This window comes from Marinomonas pontica (assembly GCF_026191375.1).
Taxonomy (GTDB): domain Bacteria; phylum Pseudomonadota; class Gammaproteobacteria; order Pseudomonadales; family Marinomonadaceae; genus Marinomonas; species Marinomonas pontica.
The window spans coordinates 12,339-28,452 of record NZ_JAODTL010000048.1 but is presented as its reverse complement, the minus strand read 5'-3'; the positions used below and the strand labels follow the sequence as shown (position 1 = coordinate 28,452).

General features: G+C 47.0%; 18 protein-coding genes. 11 read left to right on the top strand and 7 right to left on the bottom strand.

The features are described from left to right. Positions 1-3: 3 nt before the first annotated feature. Entirely contained in the window at positions 4-624 is a 621-nt protein-coding gene (locus N5P32_RS13060) for a thiol:disulfide interchange protein DsbA/DsbL (RefSeq protein ID WP_265729479.1), read from the bottom strand. 335 nt (positions 625-959) lie between these two features. Between N5P32_RS13060 and yihA the strand changes: the two genes are divergently transcribed. After that, the gene (gene yihA, locus N5P32_RS13055; RefSeq protein ID WP_265729478.1) at positions 960-1,604 is read left to right on the top strand and encodes a ribosome biogenesis GTP-binding protein YihA/YsxC; all 645 of its coding nucleotides are present in this window, start codon (positions 960-962) and stop codon (positions 1,602-1,604) included. A 90-nt stretch (positions 1,605-1,694) separates the two neighbouring features. Here the strand turns inward: yihA and gshA are convergent, their stop codons facing one another. The 4 genes from gshA to hisB form a co-directional block, all read right to left on the bottom strand. Next, complete coding sequence (gene gshA, locus N5P32_RS13050; RefSeq protein ID WP_265729477.1) at positions 1,695-3,287, bottom strand: glutamate--cysteine ligase; 1,593 nt, start codon at positions 3,285-3,287, stop codon at positions 1,695-1,697. 185 nt (positions 3,288-3,472) lie between these two features. Further along, entirely contained in the window at positions 3,473-4,246 is a 774-nt protein-coding gene (gene hisF / locus N5P32_RS13045) for an imidazole glycerol phosphate synthase subunit HisF (protein WP_265729476.1), read from the bottom strand. 25 nt (positions 4,247-4,271) lie between these two features. Beyond that, on the bottom strand, positions 4,272-4,934 hold the full coding sequence (hisH, locus tag N5P32_RS13040; protein WP_265729475.1) for an imidazole glycerol phosphate synthase subunit HisH: 663 nt from the start codon (positions 4,932-4,934) through the stop codon (positions 4,272-4,274). 42 nt (positions 4,935-4,976) lie between these two features. Beyond that, entirely contained in the window at positions 4,977-5,570 is a 594-nt protein-coding gene (gene hisB / locus N5P32_RS13035; RefSeq protein WP_265729474.1) for an imidazoleglycerol-phosphate dehydratase HisB, read from the bottom strand. A 398-nt stretch (positions 5,571-5,968) separates the two neighbouring features. Here hisB and N5P32_RS13030 point away from each other — a divergent pair, with 398 nt between their 5' ends. The 5 genes from N5P32_RS13030 to N5P32_RS13010 all read left to right on the top strand — a co-directional run bounded on the left by N5P32_RS13030 (position 5,969) and on the right by N5P32_RS13010 (position 11,487). Continuing rightward, a complete protein-coding gene (locus N5P32_RS13030; protein WP_265729473.1) occupies positions 5,969-6,160 on the top strand; it encodes an AsmA family protein in 192 nt (63 codons plus the stop codon). Beyond that, on the top strand, positions 6,139-8,250 hold the full coding sequence (locus tag N5P32_RS13025; RefSeq protein WP_265729472.1) for an AsmA family protein: 2,112 nt from the start codon (positions 6,139-6,141) through the stop codon (positions 8,248-8,250). The genes N5P32_RS13030 and N5P32_RS13025 overlap by 22 nt, the downstream gene beginning before the upstream one ends. 36 nt (positions 8,251-8,286) lie before the next feature. Next, positions 8,287-9,357, top strand: a complete 1,071-nt coding sequence (mutY, locus tag N5P32_RS13020) for an A/G-specific adenine glycosylase (RefSeq protein ID WP_265729471.1) — start codon at positions 8,287-8,289, stop codon at positions 9,355-9,357. Beyond that, complete coding sequence (chrA, locus tag N5P32_RS13015; RefSeq protein WP_265729470.1) at positions 9,354-10,544, top strand: chromate efflux transporter; 1,191 nt, start codon at positions 9,354-9,356, stop codon at positions 10,542-10,544. The genes mutY and chrA overlap by 4 nt, the downstream gene beginning before the upstream one ends. A 658-nt stretch (positions 10,545-11,202) precedes the next feature. After that, complete coding sequence (locus N5P32_RS13010; RefSeq protein ID WP_265729469.1) at positions 11,203-11,487, top strand: oxidative damage protection protein; 285 nt, start codon at positions 11,203-11,205, stop codon at positions 11,485-11,487. Between the two features lie 95 nt (positions 11,488-11,582). Here N5P32_RS13010 and N5P32_RS13005 read toward each other — a convergent pair whose 3' ends face one another. After that, a complete protein-coding gene (locus N5P32_RS13005; RefSeq protein WP_265729468.1) occupies positions 11,583-12,008 on the bottom strand; it encodes a flagellar basal body-associated FliL family protein in 426 nt (141 codons plus the stop codon). 148 nt (positions 12,009-12,156) lie between these two features. Here N5P32_RS13005 and N5P32_RS13000 point away from each other — a divergent pair, with 148 nt between their 5' ends. The 5 genes from N5P32_RS13000 (at position 12,157) to trmB (ending at position 15,508) form a co-directional block, all read left to right on the top strand. Then, positions 12,157-12,663: a disulfide bond formation protein B gene (locus N5P32_RS13000; protein WP_265729467.1), complete on the top strand. Its 507-nt coding sequence runs from the start codon at positions 12,157-12,159 to the stop codon at positions 12,661-12,663. A gap of 106 nt (positions 12,664-12,769) precedes the next feature. Continuing rightward, positions 12,770-13,240, top strand: coding sequence for a sigma D regulator (gene rsd, locus N5P32_RS12995; protein WP_265729466.1), 471 nt, complete (start codon positions 12,770-12,772; stop codon positions 13,238-13,240). Next, the gene (locus N5P32_RS12990) at positions 13,212-14,195 is read left to right on the top strand and encodes a WD40 repeat domain-containing protein (protein ID WP_265729465.1); all 984 of its coding nucleotides are present in this window, start codon (positions 13,212-13,214) and stop codon (positions 14,193-14,195) included. Before rsd ends, N5P32_RS12990 begins: the two co-directional genes overlap by 29 nt. A gap of 57 nt (positions 14,196-14,252) precedes the next feature. Continuing rightward, positions 14,253-14,633, top strand: coding sequence for a DUF423 domain-containing protein (locus tag N5P32_RS12985; RefSeq protein ID WP_265729464.1), 381 nt, complete (start codon positions 14,253-14,255; stop codon positions 14,631-14,633). Between the two features lie 164 nt (positions 14,634-14,797). Beyond that, on the top strand, positions 14,798-15,508 hold the full coding sequence (gene trmB, locus N5P32_RS12980; RefSeq protein ID WP_265729463.1) for a tRNA (guanosine(46)-N7)-methyltransferase TrmB: 711 nt from the start codon (positions 14,798-14,800) through the stop codon (positions 15,506-15,508). 82 nt (positions 15,509-15,590) lie between these two features. Here the strand turns inward: trmB and N5P32_RS12975 are convergent, their stop codons facing one another. Next, positions 15,591-15,989 carry an H-NS histone family protein gene (locus tag N5P32_RS12975; RefSeq protein WP_265729462.1) on the bottom strand — a complete coding sequence of 133 codons (399 nt, stop codon included), beginning with the start codon at positions 15,987-15,989 and terminating at the stop codon, positions 15,591-15,593. Positions 15,990-16,114 lie beyond the last annotated feature (125 nt).

Genomic DNA, 16,114 nt, shown 5'->3' with positions numbered 1-16,114 from the left:
ATATTATTTTTGACGTTCTTTCTCGATAAGAAAATCAACGACTTTATAAATATTTTCGTTTCCATTCGCTGTTTCAGCACTGACTAAGTATTTACCATTTACAATCAATCCAGGAACACCGCGAGCACCATAAGCACGAATTTTTGCATCGGCTTGGCTCAAACGGCTGTTCACTGCGAAAGAGTTGTATTGTTTATGGAACTCGTCTTCGCTAACACCGTAATTTGCAAAGAAGCTCGCCAACGCGTCTTCTGAGTTTAGATTACGACGTTCAACATGGATAGCATTAAAAAGGTCTGCGCGAATTTTATCTTCAATGCCAAGCAGATCGGCAACGTAGAAGGCTTTAGCGTGTGCTAACCAGTTACGCCCAAACACCGCTGGTAGGAATTTAAAATCAACATCGCTTGGTGCGTTCTTTTTCCATGCGGCGGTAATAGGTTCTAACTTGTAGCAATGTGGGCATCCGTACCAAAAAATTTCAGTGACTTCGATCTTGCTTGGGTCGCTGGTACGAACGGGCGTTTTAATCGTCGTGTAGCCATTGCCGTCACTGTATTCTGCCGCAGTCGCCGTTAGTGAAATAAAGAAAGAAAGTATCAATGCTGAAAACAGCTTTATCATGGGTTACTCCTGATCGTATTAAATGGTTATGTTTGTCTTTAATAGTATCTGCATATCATGCACAGAATGACATAGAATACGATTATTTGAATTGAGGAAGGTTCTGCATTTCCAGTAAGTTTACATAAAACTTACAACAAAAAAGCAGATTGGTGGAGTCTTTCTCAATGTTTTTAATGAAATGAAACATCGGATCAATGGTGGCTTTGCTCATTTCCTGTGATTCCCGTGTCTAGCCGAGTTTAACATGGCATATTTTTACGATTGCTGGCATTATATACAGCAAATGAAATAAATCTGAATGCAAATCCGAATCTACTGACGAATATCAACTTATGACCCCTTTTGACTCCACTTTTCAATCTGCACACTTTATTAAAAGTGCCGAGAAACTCTCTCAATGCCCTTTAGACCAAGGCGTCGAAGTCGCATTTGCAGGTCGCTCGAATGCGGGCAAATCAACGGCGTTGAACACGCTGACCAACCAAAAGAAATTGGCTCGTACTTCCAAAACACCTGGACGTACTCAGCTGATTAACTGTTTTGGGTTAAACGTGGACGATCGTCGTTTGATTGACTTGCCTGGATACGGGTTTGCAAAAGTGCCGATTGAAATGAAAAAAGTCTGGCAAGCTCACATGCAAGATTACCTGATGAACCGTCGCTCGTTGGCGGGGGTGGTTTTGGTGATGGACATTCGCCACCCATTAAAAGAATTTGACGAAATGATGTTGGATTGGGCGAAGTCCAATCGCATGAAAGTGCACGTGCTACTGACCAAGTCGGATAAGTTAAAGCGCGGTCCAGCTCAAGCTTCCATGTTTACGGTACAAAAAGCCCTAAAAGCGCAAGGCGTTGATGGCACAGTACAAACGTTTTCTTCACTCAATGGTGACGGTGTCGACAACTTGCGCATCAAACTGGCTGAATGGTTGGTACTTGATAATCTGGAAGAGATTCCGGTTTCACCAAATGCATAATAGCGTGTGTTAAATAGAACGCCCGATCTGAACCAGACCTAAAAAAGCCTCATCGAGGCTTTTTTTAGGTCTATAGGTGTAAAAGACGTTTTATTGTGGAGTTAAATACGCCGTAAGAAAGGTGTCGAAATCGACGTCGTCTGCCGCTTCCATTGCCTCTTGGTCTTGTAAAGACCGCTCGGCTTTTAGCGTAAATTCACGGATCAGCTCGTCAGATAATGGGCGAGACATCCACTGTGTCTGCTGCTCTTTAGAGAGTGCCAACATGGCGTTTTGGTAACCTTGTTGTGCTTTACTGCGCTCTAACAGCTGAGACGAAGGAAGCAGTGCCTCGTTGCTGAGCTTTTCTCGCTGCATTTCAACCGCATCACGGTAAGCGGGATTGCCTGTTTTATTGGACAGAAAATCCGCTACTTCCGCCAGTGAGTCCAACATCGATTCTGCTTTTGAGCGAAGCTTGGTTGGGCCTTGGCCAAAGTCAAAATCCATATCCAAATCACGACCGTGGGAAGCAATCTCTTGTTGCATTTGACGCAGTTGGCTGCATTCTGCACTGCCTAGACGCTCATCACCACGCAGCATGCAGTAAAGCAAGAATACATCGATGAAGTACAGCGTCGAAGATTGCATGCCAATCGAAGAGCTTGGATCAAGATCCATAATACGAACTTCAATGTATTCAACCCCTCGTGCATGAAGTGCTGCGCTCGGATGCTCGCCCGGTTGGGTGACACGCTTGGGTCGAATGTCGCTGTAGTACTCGTTTTCTATTTGCAGCAAATTACTATTCAGCTGTCGATATTGGCCGTCTACTTTGACGCCAATGTCTTGGTAACGCTGATAAGGCGTCTGCAAGGCTTTTTTGACCGTGCTGATGTAGGTGTCAACTTCGTTGTAGCACACGTATAGATCGGCTTGCGCCTTGTTTTGGTAGCCAAGGTCGCTCATTCGTAGTGACGTGGCTTTTGGGCCAAACCAAGTGTTTTTCTCAAGCGCGTTTAAACTGTCTGGTTTTTTCGGAAGAAAGCTGTCATCGATGGCAGGAGAAGCGCCAAACAACAGTGATAACATCCAAGAACTGCGACGGAAGTTACGGATCAGGGCAAAATAACTGTCTGATTGGAATGCTTGCTTTTCAGTCGCCGAAAGATTGGCACGGCCTTTATGGTTTTCCAAGAAAGACCAGAAATCCTTGTCGAAAGAGAAGTTGTAATGCATGCCCGCGATGCATTGCATGATGCGACCATAGCGATTAGACAAACCTTCACGATAAACGCGCTTTAGCTTGCCGGTGTTTGATTCGCCATAATAGGCAATAGGAACGTCCTCATTACCGGCCAAATAACAAGGCATACTGGCTGGCCACAAACATTCGTCTTGCTTGTAAAGTTCGTGGTTGACCAAATTATGAATGTCTTCCAGTTCCTTTATGACGCCTTCCACACTTGGGTGAACGCCAGTGATGAACTCCATTAGTGACTCAGAATAATCCGTTGTAATGGAGCTGTGAGTCAAAGCGGAGCCCAATGCTTTTGGATGAGGCTTGTGCGAAATGCGGCCTTCGGTACGGTCAACGCGTAAGGCTTCTCGTTCTACGCCACGATGAAATGTTAAGGCAGAAGTTGTCGCGGCTTGTTGGCAATGGTCTGCCAACGCTTGCAAAGCATCGGTTAAGGTAGTCAAGAAGTCGTCCTTCTATTGAATAAGGCAAAATGAAATTTCAAGGATTGTACTCGGCAGAGCTTATTCGCAGCAAGCAACAGATATCCCATGCACAAAAAATGCTGACTTCCCGATGAGGATACGAAAATAAAAACGCGATGTTGATACACCGCGTTTTTAATTTTTTGATGCCATTTCTGAATGCGCTAAAGACGCATTTCAATGCCGGCGTCGGTCATGCGTTGCTTGGCTTCTTGAATGCTGTATTCACCGAAATGGAAAATACTGGCCGCCAACACGGCATCGGCTTTGCCTTCGATGACGCCATCGACAAGATGATCGAGGTTACCAACGCCACCAGAGGCGATAACAGGCACATGCACGGCTTCACTAATGGCGCGAGTAACGCCAAGGTCGAAACCATTTTTGGTGCCGTCGCGGTCCATACTGGTCAGCAAGATTTCTCCTGCGCCGTATTTGACCATTTTCTTCGCCCACTCAACGGCGTCTAAACCAGTCGGTTTACGGCCACCATGGGTGAAAATTTCCCATTTGTCTGGTTCGCCTTCGGCGCTGACTTTTTTCGCATCAATGGCGACAACGATACACTGAGAACCAAAGCGTTGTGCGGCTTCGCGCACAAACTCAGGGTTAAAGACCGCTGCGGTATTAATGCCAACTTTGTCTGCGCCTGCGTTAAGCATGCGACGAATGTCTTCGCAGGTACGAATGCCGCCGCCTACGGTAAGCGGGATAAACACTTGGCTGGCAATGGCTTCAACCATGTGAACTGTCGTTGCGCGATCGTCTGAACTGGCAGTGATGTCGAGAAAGGTAATCTCATCTGCACCTTGTTCGTTGTAGCGTTTTGCGACTTCAACTGGGTCGCCAGCGTCACGAATATCAACGAACTGAACGCCTTTTACAACGCGGCCATTGTCCACATCAAGGCAAGGAATAATGCGTTTTGCTAAGCCCATTTACGGCTCCTAATATCGATTGCTGTTATGGCTTGCCATCCCAGTTAAGGAAGTTTTTATACAGTTGAAGGCCGTCTTTGTGGCTTTTCTCTGGGTGGAATTGCACCGCGAACACATTGTCACGCGCAATCGCAACACAGAACTCCAAACCATAGTCACAGGTGCCTGCGACTTCATTTTTGTTTTCTGGCACCACATAAAAGCTGTGCACAAAGTAAAAGCGCGCGTTGTCTGGAATCCCCGCCCAAAGCGGGTGGTTTATGGTATGTTTAACCTGATTCCAGCCCATGTGCGGCACTTTGAGTTTGCTGCCGTCATGGTCTTTGTGGTGTTCGCCAAAGAACAGCGCGTTGCCTTGAAAATGATTTAGGCAATCAACGCCGCCGTTTTCCTCACTGTGTGACATCAACGACTGAATACCGACACAAATGGCAAGAAAAGGTTTTTCTGTCATGGCTTTGCGAATACTAGGAACCAGCCCAGCATTGTGCATTTCGCCGATGCAATCACGAATGGCACCAACGCCCGGCAGCAAAACACGGTCTGCCGCATCGATCGCCGCAGGGTCACTGGTGACGATTACGTCGGTGTTTTCATCCGCCGCGTGCTCAAGGGCTTTGGCAACCGAGTGAAGGTTGCCCATGCCATAGTCGATTACCGCGACGGTGGATCTTTTCGTTTCACTCATACTCTTATTGCTCATACTCTTATCGCTCAAACTAAGAGAGTCCTACAAAGAACCTTTGGTGGAAGGCATTTGCCCCGCCATACGTTCGTCCGCTTCTAGTGCCATGCGCAATGCACGACCAAATGCTTTGAAGATGGTTTCCGCTTGGTGGTGAGTGTTTTTACCGCGCAGGTTATCTAGGTGTAGGGTCACTTTTGCGTGATTAATAAAACCGTGGAAAAACTCAGAGAATAAATCTACATCAAAGCCACCAACAGAGCCACGAGTAAATGGCACGTGCATTTCTAGACCTGGACGGCCAGAGAAATCGATCACCACACGAGATAAGGCTTCGTCTAATGGCACATAAGCGTGGCCGTAGCGTTTGATGCCTTTTTTGTCGCCAACAGCAATATCAAATGCTTGCCCTAATGTGATACCCAAATCTTCAACAGTGTGGTGAGCGTCAATGTGAAGGTCGCCCACGGCATGAATATCTAAATCAATCAGGCCATGACGCGCGACTTGTTCAAGCATGTGGTCAAGGAAAGGAACGCCTGTGAAGCAGTTGAATTTACCGGTACCGTCTAAGTTAATCGACACCTTGATCTGAGTTTCAAGCGTATTGCGCTCGACACTGGCAATGCGATCGGACATTGATTGGTTTCTCCACCGTGATTGTGACGAATGGCCGCCACGTTTTGTGTATTAAGAGGATGACATAAGATGATCATTATAGAACGTGGACACGTTTGCTTCTATGCTTTGTCCGTGTGTTTTTCGATGAGTTATCGCTATTGCATCGATAAACGCCAACATCGAATGCTATGATATGGCGATATTTTTATTCCTGCCTTTGGAAGATAAGAAGAAGGAACAAAAAAACGTACTTAGCTCCTCCCCCTGCTAAGGGGGAGGCTGGGAGGGGGTTAAAAAACTAACAACCCCATCCTAACCTTCCCCTTGAAGATAAGGGGAAGGAACAAAAAAAACGTACGAGCTCCTCCCCCTGCTAAGGGGGAGGCTGGTAAGGACAATTCATTTAGGGGTTTTTCATGGTGTGGTTAAAGCGAATTGGTATGTTAGTGGTGGGTTTGTTCGCCGTCATTGCTTTGCTGTTGGCGTACGTGATGTTGTTTGTGAATCCCAATGATTTTAAAGACGAACTCAAAAACGTTGCGTTAGAAAAAGCCAATGTCAGTCTGCGTTTGGATGGCGACATCAGTTGGTCGTTTTTCCTTGGTTAGGTTTGAACTTAGAAGATATTGGCGTGGCTTTGGGTTCTGACCCTGAAATAGTGCAATTCGACCGCGCAGAGTTTGGATTGGCTATTTTACCCTTGCTGGAACAGAAGATTCAGGTGAATAAGGTCAACCTAGTCAATGTGAAAGCCAGTTTAAGCAAAAACGCCAAAGGGCAAGGGAATTGGCAGTTAAACCCATCGGCAAGCCCGAGCGAGAAATCGCTCAACCAAACAGGAACGACAGCGGCAACCGTGAATCCCTCTTCTTCGACCACTACCGACAGCACACCAAGTCGAGCGCTTCCCGCTATACAGTTGGACGAGTTGCGTATTGAAAACGCGCAAGTTCAGTACCGTGATGAACAAACCAATCAGTTGTTGAGCGCCGTCTTTAATATTCAATTAAACGATGTGGAATGGGACAAAGCGTGGCCAATGGTGATGGACATTGCCGTAACGCAAAGTGATTTACAGGGGCAGTCGCCCATTAAAGCCAACGTGTCGTTGAACGCCAATCTTGCCGTTTTTCCAGAAAGAGAAGCGTTAGCGTTGGATTCGTTAGTGTTGTCAGCCGAGGTAGACAGCGCGCTTTTGCCTGTTAGCCCAATCAGCGCAAAACTCAAAGTGGCGAATGTGGATGTGGATTTGCCGCAAGAGAATGTCTTAATAGAAGGCGCGGCGTTAAGTGTGCTGGGTGTGAACCTAGACGCCAAAGTTCAAGCGTATCAAGTATTGAGTGAGCCACAGTTTTCAGCCGTATTGTCGGTGGGGGACGTGAATCCCCGCTATTTAATGACACGCCTTAACTTACCTGTACCGGACATGTCCGATGACAGTGCGTTTACGAAAGCGCGTGCCAATATCACCCTAGAAGGCAATCTAGAATCGATCACCGCACAGCCCATTTCAATTGCCATGGATGACACCAACATGGAAGCCAATGCGGTGGTGGATCTGTCGCCTTTGCGCTGGGACATTAAAGTTGCAGGTAAAAACCTAGACCTAGACCGCTATTTGCCAACGCCGATTACCCCTAATGAAAATGGCTCAAAAGAGGCCATAACCGCCGCGCAAATGGAAGCCCAAACCGCACAAGAAGCCGATGCTTTGATCCCTGTCGAGCTGATTCGCGGGTTAAATGGTCATGTTGGTTTGGTGTTTGAAAACATCATTGTCAAAAAAGTAAAAATTGACAAAGTGTCGTTGGATTCGACCCAATCTCATGGGGTAGTCACCGTCGCACCATTGCAAGTGGCCTTGTATAAGGGAACCGTGTCTTCCAAAGCGCGTCTGGATGTGAGAGGCAAACAACCGGTAATCGATGTGTCTCCTGCCATTGAGGGCGTGCAAATTCAGCCATTGTTAGTGGACTTCATGGATCTAAATAAAATCGCCGGAGCCACGTATTTAAACGGTGATCTAAAAACGAGCGGCAACAGCGTCAATGACCTGATGGCGTCTTTACAGGGCGATGTGCTTATTGAAATCAAGAATGGTGCATTGGTCGGAACGAACTTAACCAAAACCGTGTGTGAAGGCATCGCAGCCACACGCAAAGAGCGCATTGATGAACAACAATTTGGGCCAGATACACCGTTTGAAACCATGCGTTTTCCTGCCCATATTGTAAACGGCCAAGTGTCTACGCCCGGTTTGAAAATCAGTTCCGCGGGCATTCAAGTAACCGGTGATGGCGTGGTGTCATTGCCTGAATCTTCGTTGAATTATCAGGCCAATGTTGGCCTCGCTGGCAGTGAATTAGACAACGCGTGCCGTGTGAATGAAAAGGTAACCAAATTGGCGTTTCCTATTGTCTGTAAAGGTCAGTTTAGTGATGACCCAGCGGGCTTATGTCGCCCTGATCTAAAAGGCTTTGGGAAGTTGTTTGCGGACCTTGCTAAAGTCGAGTTGACGCAAAAATTGGACGCAGAAAAAGCCCGACTAAAAGCCAAGGAAGCGGAGATTAAAGCGGAATTAGACGCGAAAAAACAAGCGGAAACCGCCCGATTAAAGGCCGAGCTTGAAGCAAAGCGGAAAGCGGAAGAAGAAAAGTTAAAAGAGAAATTAAAAGAAAAACTAAAGAGCTTGTTTTAACCCATACGGATAAAACGGCGTAAATGTGAGAAATACATGCAACCAGTTGATAATTTCGCGCCTCGTGTATTAGCGTGGTTTGATGAGCACGGGCGTAAAAACTTGCCTTGGCAAGAGCACAAAACGCCTTACCGTGTTTGGATTTCTGAAATCATGTTGCAACAAACGCAAGTGACAACGGTGATTCCGTATTACCAAAAATTCATGGCCTCCTTTCCCACTGTAGAGGCGCTTGCTGACGCGGAACAAGACGAGGTGTTGGCGCATTGGAGTGGCCTTGGCTATTACGCGCGAGCACGCAACATGCACAAAGCGGCAAAAATGTTGGTGGATGAGTTGGACAGTGAGTTTCCACACAGTGTGGAAGGGGTGTGTGAGTTACCTGGCATTGGGCGCTCCACTGCAGCGGCGATATTGTCGATTTCTCGTGGTGTTCAGGCCGCGATTTTGGATGGCAATGTGAAGCGTGTATTGGCTCGTTTTCATGCGGTGCCGACTTGGCCAGGTGAGAAAAAGACGGAAAATGCCATGTGGGACTTAGCCGAGCATTATATGCCAAGTGAACGCTGTGGTGATTACACGCAAGCTATGATGGATCTAGGGGCGACGCTGTGTACTCGTTCGAAGCCACAATGTCTGCTGTGTCCATTGGAAGAAGACTGCCAAGGTCGACTGACGCAAGACCCAACACAATTTCCCATTCGTAAACCGAAAAAAGCCGCCAAGCCAGAGAAAAGCATTCAATTATTGGTATTGACCAACCCGAAAGGTCAGTGGTTATTGGAAAAACGGCCTTCGGTTGGGATTTGGGGTGGGCTATGGAGCTTGCCTGAATTGGCGGTAGACGAGTCGGTTGTCTTGCATACAGAGCAACGATTTGCGACGCAGGTGTCGGTTGTCACGCCGTTGTCATTGTTTCGACATACTTTTAGTCATTACCATTTAGATATTTCGCCCAGCCAGATAGTGGTGTCTGACATTCAATTAGTGGGAGAGGGTGATAAATATCAATGGTTTAATCCAGATGAAGCGTTAGCACAGGGGTTACCTGCGCCAGTAAGACGTATTTTAGAGCAACTGAATGAATTGGGAATGAGTGTCCGATGACTGAAAAAAACCTCTCTTTTTATAAACGTGTGGTCGAGGTTTTTGTTTCGTTTTTATTGTTGGGTTTTACCAGTTTCGGTGGGCCCGCCGCACACCTTGGTTATTTCAACCAAACTTTTATCAAACGAAAACAATGGGCGAGCGAATCCCAATATGCTCAGTGGGTGGCGCTAAGTCAAATTGTTCCTGGCCCAGGGTCTAGCCAAGTAGGCTTTGCTTTAGGCTATCATCGAGCGGGCATAATGGGGGCGTTGGCAGCGTTTATCGGTTTTACTTTGCCGTCTTTTGTCATCATGGTGTTGCTGGCGCAGTTTGGCCAAACGTGGCAGGAGAACCTCTATTTTGACGGCATAGTGCATAGCTTAAAACTGTTGGCTGTGGTCGTGGTGGCCGACGCTTGTGTCAGTATGTGGCGATCGTTTTGCCAGACTACATTACTTGCCGCATTGGCGGTGTTGTGTGGGCTGTTTATTGTGTTATTCCCATTTGGATTGGCCACGTTGTGGGCGCTGTTGTTGGCGGTATTGGTCAGCCTTTTTGTTCCGGCTAAGGCGATGTCTCCGCAAGAGTCGTTGCCGCCGATACGTTTTTCTGGCGTGCTGTTGGCCATCGTAGTGGGCGTTTTTATCGCTAGTTTTGCCCTAAATGATGGTTTGAGTGCTTTGTTTGGCCGCTTTTATCAGGCGGGCGCTTTGGTGTTTGGGGGCGGTCATGTGGTGTTGCCAATGCTGTCTTCGTTTGTCTTGCCGTCGGCCTCGGGTATGGTGTCTGAGTCGACGGTTTTATTAGGCTATGCGGCGGCTCAAGCGGTACCTGGACCGATGTTTACCATGGCGAGCTTTTTAGGAGCCATTGCCGCCCCCGATGGTCACCAAATTTGGTGGTGGGCAGGTGTGGCGACCTTAGCGGTTTTTTTGTCTGGTTTGTTGTTGATGTTGAGCGCGCAGGGTGTTTGGCAGAGTGTGTTTCAGCGGGCACGTTGTCGTTCTGCTGTGGCGTGTCTTAATGCGGCCGTCGTAGGGATTTTGCTGGCGGCACTGTATTCTCCAATAGCTACGTCCAGTTTACTGACGATTTGGGATCTGATGATTGTCGGGGTAGGTTTTGTTGTTTTGCGTTACAAACGGCCGTCGATTTTTGTTTTTATTGCGGTATTTGTGCTGATTGGATTGGTTGGAAGTGCTTAAAAACTGACCCCCTCCCAGCCTCCCTCTTAGCAGGGGGAGGGGCTAAGCATTTTTGTTCCTTCCCCTTATCTTCAAGGGGAAGGTTAGGATGGGGTTGTTAGCTTTATTGACCCCCTCCCAGCCTCCCCTTAGTGGGGGAGGGGCTAAGCATTTTTGTTCCTTCCCCTTATCTTCAAGGGGAAGGTTAGGATGGGGTTGTTAGCTTTGTTAACCCCTCTCAGCCTCCCCCTTGGCAGGGGGAGGGGCTAAGTATTTTTGTTCCTTCCCTTATCTTCCAGGGAAGGTTAGGATGGGGTTGTTAGCTTTGTTGACCCCCTCCCAGCCTCCCCCTTATCTTCAAGGGGAAGGTTAAGATGGGGTTGTTAGCTTTTTAACCCCCTCCCAGCCTCCCCCTTAGCAGCGGGAGGGGCTAAGCATTTTTGTTCCTTCCCCTTATCTTCAAGGGGAAGGTTAGGATGGGGTTGTTAGCTTTATTAACCCCTCCCAGCCTCCCCCTTAGCAGGGGAGGGGCTAAGTACGTTTTTTTGTTCCTTCCCCTTATCTTCAAGGGGGAGGAGCTAAGTGGATCGCGTTTCTTATCTTATTTCTATAATGCCTTGAATTCTGACGTGTTAACGCCATTATTCACTCTATTACTTTATGATGGCGAGAGATTCCTATGGCGAATACAGTATTTTGCAAAAAGTTTCAGAAAGACATGGAGGCGTTAGACCGCGCGCCGTTACCGGGAGCAAAAGGCCAAGAAATTCTACAGTCAGTGTCTAAACAAGCTTGGCAAGAATGGCAGTTACTGCAAACAATGATGATCAACGAAAAGCAATTGAACCTGATGCAGCCTGACTCTCGTAAATATGTAATGGAGCAAATGGAGAAGTTTTTCAATAACGAAGCCACAGACAAATTGTCTGGTTACGTCGATCCTGATGACATCAAAGAGTTGTAAGTTGATTTTAGGGCGAGTCATTTTTCATAAAAAAAGCCTCTTGGTAGTCAAGGGGCTTTTTTTGTGTTTGAGCAAATGAGTATGTAAATGAGTGTTTACTGTGTCACAAAGCTGGCAAATAAAATGTCTTTCACTGGTTCTGCGCCGGTTTCTTCTTTTAATGCGGAATTGACGGCAACAGCCGCTTCTTCGCGAGTTTTCTCTCTGGCGATGGCGCCTGTGACTTGTTCTGTGGTGCGTGAGCTGAGAAACATGACGAGTGCGTCTCTGACCAAGGGCATATTGGCTTCGATCAGTTCTTTTTTGCTCATGTCGGTGCGGATGCTAATGCTGGTCTTTATGTATTTAAGTCGTGTTTCATCCCCCACATGGTTTACGACAAAGTTGGGTTTTAACTCGATATAGGTCGGAACGGGCGCTTCGCCTTCTTCTGCCGCGTAGACATTCAGGCTGGTTGCGCAAAAAGCACAGCTCAGAGCAAGGATTCGCATTTTATTGCTCAAGGACATCATCAATGACATGGTAGATTCTCGTATTCGTTCCAATAGACAGTATACTAACTGCCATTAAAGCGTTCTGTCAGTAGGAATTTCGCACTTTCTGGTCTTCTTATTGTCATAAACTCATATTTTTAAATTATCACTTTAGTCAGCTTAGGAACCTTCGTTTATGTTTGCGTTTTTGTCTGCTCGTCGTTTTCATGGTTTGGTTGCGTTTGCCGCGTTTGCTCTTTTAGCCGTGGCTTTTTATATGGAATACCAAATGGGGCTAGAGCCTTGCCCATTGTGTATGTTGCAGCGCATTGTTTTCTTTTGCGTGGGGGTGGTGTCTTTGGGTTCTGCATTGACGGCCAATGCCACCGTTCGAAAAAGCTGTTCTTGGCTGGTCGTGGTGTTGTCTTTTGCGGGTGCGGCGCTGGCGATTCGCCATCTGTATTTACAAAATTTGCCGGCGGAGCAGCTACCTGCGTGCTTGCCGGGACTAAGCTACATGTTTGAAGTCTTCCCGTGGCAAGAAATTATGCAGGCGATGGTGATGGGTACCGGAGAGTGCGGAGATGTGGTGTGGACACTCTTTGGTATCAGCATTCCTGGCTGGACTTTGGTGGCATTTGTCGGCATGGCCATCATTAATATCGTGATCGCTGTGCGAGCGGGTAAAAACACCTTTCGCTAATAAAAGGTTACAAATACCCCCTGACTATCGTCTTGCAGGGGGTAACGTATCGGAATATGCTTGAGGTAAGACAGTAATAATAATGAACGCCTGATGGAGTCTGCATATGTTAGAAGGTTGTAAAACAGCCCAAGAGCGATGGGGCGGAGTACACATCATTATTGATCGTTGGTTAGAGCAGCGTCGACAATTGATTGAGAACTGGATGTATTTGCGTGAGCGAGGTGAATTTACACCGACGGACACACCTAAAATACAAGCGGTATGCGAAATGCTGGTGGACTATGTGTCTGCGGGTCATTTTACAGTTTACGAACAATTGGCGTTGGAAGCCAAAGAATTTCATGATGACGGTGCCTTGGTATTGTTACGCGAACTTTTGCCGCAGATAGACAGTTCGACGGAAGTGGCGATTGAGTTTAACGACAAATACGACACCAAAGAACATTGCAATGCGCAATTAGAGGCTTTGCCATTTTCTTTGCAGGCCTTAACGCTCGTTATGGCTGAACGGTTTCAATTCGAAGACCAATTAATTAAGGAATTACATGAAGCGCACAGCGAAAAAGACGCTTGAATTGGGGGTTATGGTTTTCTGCTGCGCGGCGTTATTGTCTTGCTCGGCAGAGGCGCCAGTTCGAACGGCGAAATACGCTGTGCAAGGTTTGTATTCGGCGGTGTTGAGCGATGATGGCTCGACCGCTTTGATTGGTTCTATTGAACACGGTGGCAGTTACTGGGTAAACGCGGTAAATGAGCGTCGTTATAATTGGAACCATGCCCAAGGGGAGTATTCCTCTTTGTTGGGCGTAGACATTGACCCAACTGGTCAATTTGCCGCAACGGGCGGTGCACGCACATTGGTGTTGTGGAATACCGTCACCGGAAAGCCGGACGGTTTTTGGAATACACCAGGCGATATTCAATCGCTTAAATTAACGCAAAATGGCGATTACGCCTTGATTGGTTTGAATGATCAAACCGCACGCTATTTTGATATCAAACGTGGCGGCATAAAACAGACCCTAAGAACGGGGGCGACTGTGCGAGCCGTTGATGTCACACCGGATGGCATGCTGGGAATCACCGGCGACGATTTGTCTAAAGTGATTTTGTGGGACATGCAAACGGGCGAGAAAAAATACGAATGGCCCTTAAATAATGCCATCGCCAGTGTGGCGTTATCGGCAGACGGTAAATACGCGTTTGGCGCCGCGCAATTAGGAAATGCAAAAATTTGGTCAACAAGAACGGGCAAAGAACTGACAAAGATAGACACCGGAGCATTGCAATACCGTAATGTAACGATCAGTCAGGCGGTGTTTGCAAAAGATGACCGAACCATTTTGATGGGGGAAGTTACCGGTCGTGTGACCTTGGCTCAGGTGAGTACTGGCATTGTTCAGAAAGAGTGGGACATTATGCAGCAGAAAAGCCGTCTAACCGGCTCCGTGGTGCTTGCTTTGGCGTATGGCCCCGGCAATCGTTATTATGCCATTGGCAGTAATGGGTACTTTAACGTCCTAGAATAAATTATCTGTTCAGATAAGACCTTATCAACACATCCATTGTCCTACAGTGACTTTTTTATGATTACGACGTCATCCTTATCAAAATGGGCAGCACTATTTGCAATACAAGCAGCTCTTTCTGTGGCCGCGGGTGCATTTGGTGCGCATGCTTTAACCACGATTCTTGACCTAAAAGCATTAGGCTGGTGGCAGACTGCGAGCCAATATCTTATGTACCATTCGCTTGCTGGGTTGGCGGTGTCTATGTCGTCTTTGGCACTTAAGGCTCCGCGTATTTTGCTGCTGTTTTCAGTGGGAAATCTGTTATTCGCTGGTAGCTTGTATCTCATGGCATTAAGTGGCCTGACCTTTTTGGGTGCTGTTACGCCATTAGGTGGATTGTGCTATTTGATGGCATGGGGGTTATTGGCGTTACGTTTGTGGCGCGCTTCAACGTAATAAAGGCACTATTTTGTTCATTTTTAGAACTGAGTTCAAAGCAGGACATAATTGGCTTTTTCGGGTAGTATGGCGACCAAATTGATAATGCGTGTTTTATTCTTCCAATATGGAATGGTAAGCACACACAAATAGAACATATTTACGCTAAGCGACACACAATCATGCAAGATCAAAAAACAGAAACACAAGAGCCTATTAAAAAACGTACCATTCGCAGTTTTGTGGTACGAGGAGGTCGCATGACCGAAGGCCAACAAAAAAACTACGACGCAAACTGGGAAATCTACGGTTTAGATCTGGCCGATGGACGTATCGACTACGCCACGGTATTTGGCCGTGAAGCGGACGTTGTGCTGGAAGTTGGGTTTGGTATGGGCGCATCACTGGTTGAAATGGCGAAAAATGCCCCAGAGAAAGACTTTATTGGAATCGAAGTTCATCCCCCTGGCGTGGCTAAATTGATGATGTTGGCGACCGAACAGGGCGTAACCAATTTGCGAGTTTATTGTGATGACGCGATTGAAGTCATGGCAAATTGCTTACCGCAAAAAGCCGCCAGTGCATTTCAATTATTTTTCCCTGATCCTTGGCACAAGAAAAAGCACAACAAACGCCGTATCGTTCAGCCTTTGTTTGCTCAACAAGTGGCTAATGTTTTAAAAGACGGCGGACATTTCCATATGGCGACAGATTGGCAGCCATACGCAGAGCACATGATGGAAGTAATGGAAGTTCAAGCAGGGTATGAAAATGCCGCGGGTAAAGGGTTGTATCATCCTCGACCTGAATGGCGACCGCTGACCAAATTTGAACAACGTGGCGAGCGTTTGGGGCACGGTGTTTGGGATCTGATTTATACGCACAAAATCTAACGACAAGTGCGGATTTTAAGATAATAAAAAAGCGACTCATGAGTCGCTTTTTTATTATCTGTTCGACACTGACATCAAAGTCTTATTTGATTTCAACGCTGTCACGGCTGTTACCAGCATCAAAGTATTCTTGGAATACTTTTGGTGTGCGGCCACGGCCAGTCCACTCATGTGTTTCACCCTCTACCACTAGGCGGTATTTAGGCTCTACTGTTTTGCCTTTTGTCGCGCCAGCTTTTGGTGTGGTTAACAGCGCAATTTCTTCCATTGTTAGGCCGCTTTTTGCAATTAGGTTGGCGATTTCTTCTGCGCGGGCCGATTTAAGCGCTTGTTCCGCTTCGCGTGCAGCTTCTTCTTCCTTCGCTTTTTCAAGTGCATTGGTGAAGCCAGCAATTAGGTTTTCAAGCTGTGCAACGCTTAGCTCTTTACCTGCTGCACGTGCTTTTGCTTTATTGCCTGCTAATTCAACTAATAAACTCATTGGTGTCCCCTATTAATCTGTTAAGAACTGGTTGGTATGGTCCTGCACTGAAAAGAGATCCATCTTTTACACTCAGTGGTGTTAAAATAAGCCATTAAAAACGATTTCCTTAGAAAAGGTTTTCT

Coding starts and splice junctions, on each gene's coding strand:
- N5P32_RS13060 (WP_265729479.1), bottom strand. CDS start 624: ATGATAAAGCTGTTTTCAGCATTGATACTTTCTTTCTTTATTTCACTA.
- yihA (WP_265729478.1), top strand. CDS start 960: ATGACCCCTTTTGACTCCACTTTTCAATCTGCACACTTTATTAAAAGT.
- hisF (WP_265729476.1), bottom strand. CDS start 4,246: ATGGGCTTAGCAAAACGCATTATTCCTTGCCTTGATGTGGACAATGGC.
- hisH (WP_265729475.1), bottom strand. CDS start 4,934: ATGAGTGAAACGAAAAGATCCACCGTCGCGGTAATCGACTATGGCATG.
- hisB (WP_265729474.1), bottom strand. CDS start 5,570: ATGTCCGATCGCATTGCCAGTGTCGAGCGCAATACGCTTGAAACTCAG.
- N5P32_RS13030 (WP_265729473.1), top strand. CDS start 5,969: ATGGTGTGGTTAAAGCGAATTGGTATGTTAGTGGTGGGTTTGTTCGCC.
- mutY (WP_265729471.1), top strand. CDS start 8,287: ATGCAACCAGTTGATAATTTCGCGCCTCGTGTATTAGCGTGGTTTGAT.
- chrA (WP_265729470.1), top strand. CDS start 9,354: ATGACTGAAAAAAACCTCTCTTTTTATAAACGTGTGGTCGAGGTTTTT.
- N5P32_RS13010 (WP_265729469.1), top strand. CDS start 11,203: ATGGCGAATACAGTATTTTGCAAAAAGTTTCAGAAAGACATGGAGGCG.
- N5P32_RS13005 (WP_265729468.1), bottom strand. CDS start 12,008: ATGTCATTGATGATGTCCTTGAGCAATAAAATGCGAATCCTTGCTCTG.
- N5P32_RS13000 (WP_265729467.1), top strand. CDS start 12,157: ATGTTTGCGTTTTTGTCTGCTCGTCGTTTTCATGGTTTGGTTGCGTTT.
- rsd (WP_265729466.1), top strand. CDS start 12,770: ATGTTAGAAGGTTGTAAAACAGCCCAAGAGCGATGGGGCGGAGTACAC.
- N5P32_RS12990 (WP_265729465.1), top strand. CDS start 13,212: ATGAAGCGCACAGCGAAAAAGACGCTTGAATTGGGGGTTATGGTTTTC.
- N5P32_RS12985 (WP_265729464.1), top strand. CDS start 14,253: ATGATTACGACGTCATCCTTATCAAAATGGGCAGCACTATTTGCAATA.
- trmB (WP_265729463.1), top strand. CDS start 14,798: ATGCAAGATCAAAAAACAGAAACACAAGAGCCTATTAAAAAACGTACC.
- N5P32_RS12975 (WP_265729462.1), bottom strand. CDS start 15,989: ATGAGTTTATTAGTTGAATTAGCAGGCAATAAAGCAAAAGCACGTGCA.